Consider the following 3159-nt stretch of genomic DNA (forward strand, 5'->3'; position numbering starts at 1 on the left):
CCCTCGTAACTACCTCCTGGGCGATGAAAGGCTCGAGCTTGGCGACCTTCATCAGCAGGTCGAAGAGGGCCTGAGGCATCTGCGAGTACTGCGGGTGCCTGTCGAATTGGCTCAGGATGAAGGACATGACCTTGCTGCCCGGTTCCTTGGGCGTCTCCTGCAGGGCGACCTTAAGCTCCTCCTTCATCAATGCCTTGACCCCCGTAAGACCGTAGGCAAAGATCAGGTCCTCTGGGGTGTACTTCCTTCCCTGGTATTCAATGGTGGTCCCCTCGTAGAGGTCATTCTCGGCGAGGGGTTGGCCGACCTCTATCCTCGGTGGTTCGTGGGGTATTCTGCGCTCCTCGTCGTCGATCGCTGGGTCATAGAGTGGGCGCTGTTGACGACGTGTTTTGTCGGTCACCTTGATTGGTTCCGGTTTACCCTCTGGCTCCTTTGGCATTTCCTCCTCCTCGTCAACCGGTGGCTCAACCTCGACGAAGATCTCATCCTTGATCTCTTCGTAATCCTCGACGTGCTCCGGATGATGGTGCTTCACGTGAAAAAACTTGGCACGGGGCTCTATCGTCTCGGGCGGGGTGCACAGTTGACATTCAACATATTTTTGCACCATGATCGTTGACAACGCCCTGACGAGTATAAAAATCTTGAGATAACAGGGACGACAACAGTGATAAACAGGAAATCAACAGGAAATCAACAGGGACGACAACAGGGTCGTCAACAGTCTGGCCGTTTATCCCAGCCTTCACAAGAAGACCCATGATCGAAATCAGGGGAGGATGGCACTAGATCGATAGCTTGATGTAGGGCTCGAAGGTCTCAGGGGTGAAGACCAGGTTCAGCACCTTAGCGGTCATTACGACGAAGGATATGGTAGCGGTCGTCCAGACGATCACCGTGAGCGCCGCCTCGATCGGGCGGACCTCAGCAGGCATGGTCAAAACTTATTTACTCTAAGAAATAAATAGTTATGCGATACCTATGGTTAGAATCACGGGTAACATAGTTGATGCTACGGGGTCCCCCGTGGCAAACGCCTTGGTGAGCATAGGGACGTTCTGGACCAACTCGGATAGTAGAGGTTCTTTCTACCTCGACATCCCGGTCGGCCAATATCCGCTGAAGGTCGTTCACAGGGACTACCCCGAGAAGACCAGGCAAATATCCGTCAACGCACCGACCACCTTGAACATCACCCTTGGGAGGTGACATGACCGACACGAAGCTGGAGACCATCAAGAACATCATCCACGATAGGGTCCTTTCCATACCCGATGTCTCCAGCGTGTACTATGACGAGGAGGAGCAGGTCGTCATCATCACCGTGGACAGCGAGGATGACGAGCCACGGATCAGGGCGATGCTCCCTGCCAACCTGGGGGGTTATCGTCTAGAGTTCAAGGTGATGAAGACACCGGTCTTGTTCAGCAGGACGATGGAGTATCGACCCCTGGTAGGGGGGGTGAGCATCGGCCATCACCTGACCTCGGCTGGCACCAATGCGGTTCTGTGCTACGATCGGAAGACCGGGGCACCCCTGGTGCTCTCGAACGTCCACGTTCTCACGCCGATACTCAGCACGGGAAGTTTCGGTGCCCGGGGAGATCCCATCTCTCAGCCCGGGGTGCTAGACACGGACGGGGTGGTCAGGAAGGCGGGCGAGCTTCTCAGGTGGGTGCAACCGGTCAACGGGCAGATGTACGCGGACGCGGCGATAGCCAATCCAGTCGTGGAGGTCAGCGATCTAATCCTTGCGGACGATGACGATTACTGGCAGGTCAAAGGGGTAGCTAAAGCCGAACGTGGCATGAAGGTCAAGAAGTCAGGGAGAACAACCGGAACGACCTTTGGGGAGATTGTCGCCACCGATATGGACACCAAAGCCGCTGACTGGCAGGGCAATACGATATGGCAGCTCCTCAATCAGATTAGGGTGGACATATCCATCGAGGGCGGGGACTCTGGGTCGTTGTTGCTGACTGATGACAATAAGGCGGTGGGGTTGATATGGGGCGGAAATCAGAATCTGGGGATAGCGTCGCCGATAGGGTACGTGATGTCTGCGCTGGACATCGGGATCACTTCCCAGGAGGAACAACCGCCCGAGGAGATACCCGAGCAACCGCCGGTGGAGCAGAACTGGTATCTATGGGGGGCCATCGGTGGTCTGGGTGTTGCGGCCTTCCTAATTCCGGTGGTCAAGAACATCAGGTTCTGAGTTGTCTAAGCCTACTTGAGATGGTGCCACCAGTTGAGTAAGGCCGGTAGGGCCATGCCGACGACAATACCGCCTATGATGACGTAGGCAAGCACCTTGTTGGTCTCATAGGTATCTCCTACCGCCATCATCCTGGCCCCTCTTACGGCGGGGGCAGGTTCTCCATACAGGGCGTAGTGTCTCTCCTGGCGTTCCATCTTGGTTCTCGGTTGTCCATACGGCATATCATATCACCTTCCATACCTCATCACGACCGTCGTCAGGGCCACCCCCACCACGGCGAATAAGAGGAGTGCCCGCAATTGGTGGTCCGGCTCGGGCGGCACCGGGGGCTCCTCCTCGTAAACCGTGAAGTATGTGTCCGCCTGAGAGCCTGCGAATTGAACCATCGTTTATCACTCCCTCGCTACGATTGTCATTGGTGCAGAGGTCACCGTGGCCATCTCGATCGTCTCGAATACGGCCAGCACCTCCCAAGTACCTATCAGGTCGGGGACGAATGAAAGGGTATAGTAACCATTACTGCCCGATACCGCGTCCCCCAGGAAGGAGTCAAAATCCTCCCCTCCAGGCTCCTTGGCGAAGATGGACACGGTCCCCGAGAACCCGGTATTGGTGTCGAGTCGCGTGAGGGTCCCGAACACTTTGACCGTATCGCCGACCTCTACCAAGGGCTTGTCCACCCCGATGGTGAGGGCCGTTGGGACAACCCCCGCGCCTATTTCCAGGGTGTCGGTGAGCCTGGTCTCAGCGTGGACCAGATCGCCAGCGTAGTCGAATACAACCCAGTAGTAACCTTCTTCCAGGGGTGCAACGCTCCTCGAACTCGAGAACATGTCCGCTCTGGAAGTAATCAGACCGGACCAGAGCGGCCTGCCGGTTTGATCCAATATGTTAGCGGAGATCTGTGCCCCATCGAGGACCGACGCTCCGTCGTC

The 3159-nt window shown here is 56.4% G+C and carries 6 protein-coding genes; 2 read left to right on the forward strand and 4 right to left on the reverse strand.

Features of this window, described 5'->3' with window-relative positions; all coding sequences use genetic code 11:
• The coding region (locus PHI12_11155) for a hypothetical protein (protein ID MDD5511346.1) at positions 1 to 625 on the reverse strand (625 nt) is incomplete at its 3' end.
• Between the two features lie 163 nt (positions 626 to 788).
• The gene (locus PHI12_11160; GenBank protein ID MDD5511347.1) at positions 789 to 938 is read right to left on the reverse strand and encodes a hypothetical protein; all 150 of its coding nucleotides are present in this window, start codon (positions 936 to 938) and stop codon (positions 789 to 791) included.
• A gap of 46 nt (positions 939 to 984) precedes the next feature.
• Between PHI12_11160 and PHI12_11165 the strand changes: the two genes are divergently transcribed.
• Complete coding sequence (locus PHI12_11165; protein ID MDD5511348.1) at positions 985 to 1212, forward strand: carboxypeptidase-like regulatory domain-containing protein; 228 nt, start codon at positions 985 to 987, stop codon at positions 1210 to 1212.
• Between the two features lies 1 nt (position 1213).
• Entirely contained in the window at positions 1214 to 2221 is a 1008-nt protein-coding gene (locus PHI12_11170) for a hypothetical protein (protein MDD5511349.1), read from the forward strand.
• An 11-nt stretch (positions 2222 to 2232) separates the two neighbouring features.
• Here the strand turns inward: PHI12_11170 and PHI12_11175 are convergent, their stop codons facing one another.
• Entirely contained in the window at positions 2233 to 2445 is a 213-nt protein-coding gene (locus PHI12_11175; protein ID MDD5511350.1) for a hypothetical protein, read from the reverse strand.
• A gap of 171 nt (positions 2446 to 2616) precedes the next feature.
• On the reverse strand, positions 2617 to 3159 hold a 543-nt coding region (locus PHI12_11180; protein MDD5511351.1), incomplete at its 5' end, for a hypothetical protein.

Source organism: Dehalococcoidales bacterium (assembly GCA_028716225.1).
Lineage (GTDB): Bacteria > Chloroflexota > Dehalococcoidia > Dehalococcoidales > UBA5760 > UBA5760.

Excerpts from the sequence above, each read along its gene's own strand:
- PHI12_11160 (MDD5511347.1), bottom strand. The coding sequence starts at position 938 with ATGCCTGCTGAGGTCCGCCCGATCGAGGCGGCGCTCACGGTGATCGTC.
- PHI12_11165 (MDD5511348.1), top strand. The coding sequence starts at position 985 with ATGGTTAGAATCACGGGTAACATAGTTGATGCTACGGGGTCCCCCGTG.
- PHI12_11170 (MDD5511349.1), top strand. The coding sequence starts at position 1,214 with ATGACCGACACGAAGCTGGAGACCATCAAGAACATCATCCACGATAGG.
- PHI12_11175 (MDD5511350.1), bottom strand. The coding sequence starts at position 2,445 with ATGCCGTATGGACAACCGAGAACCAAGATGGAACGCCAGGAGAGACAC.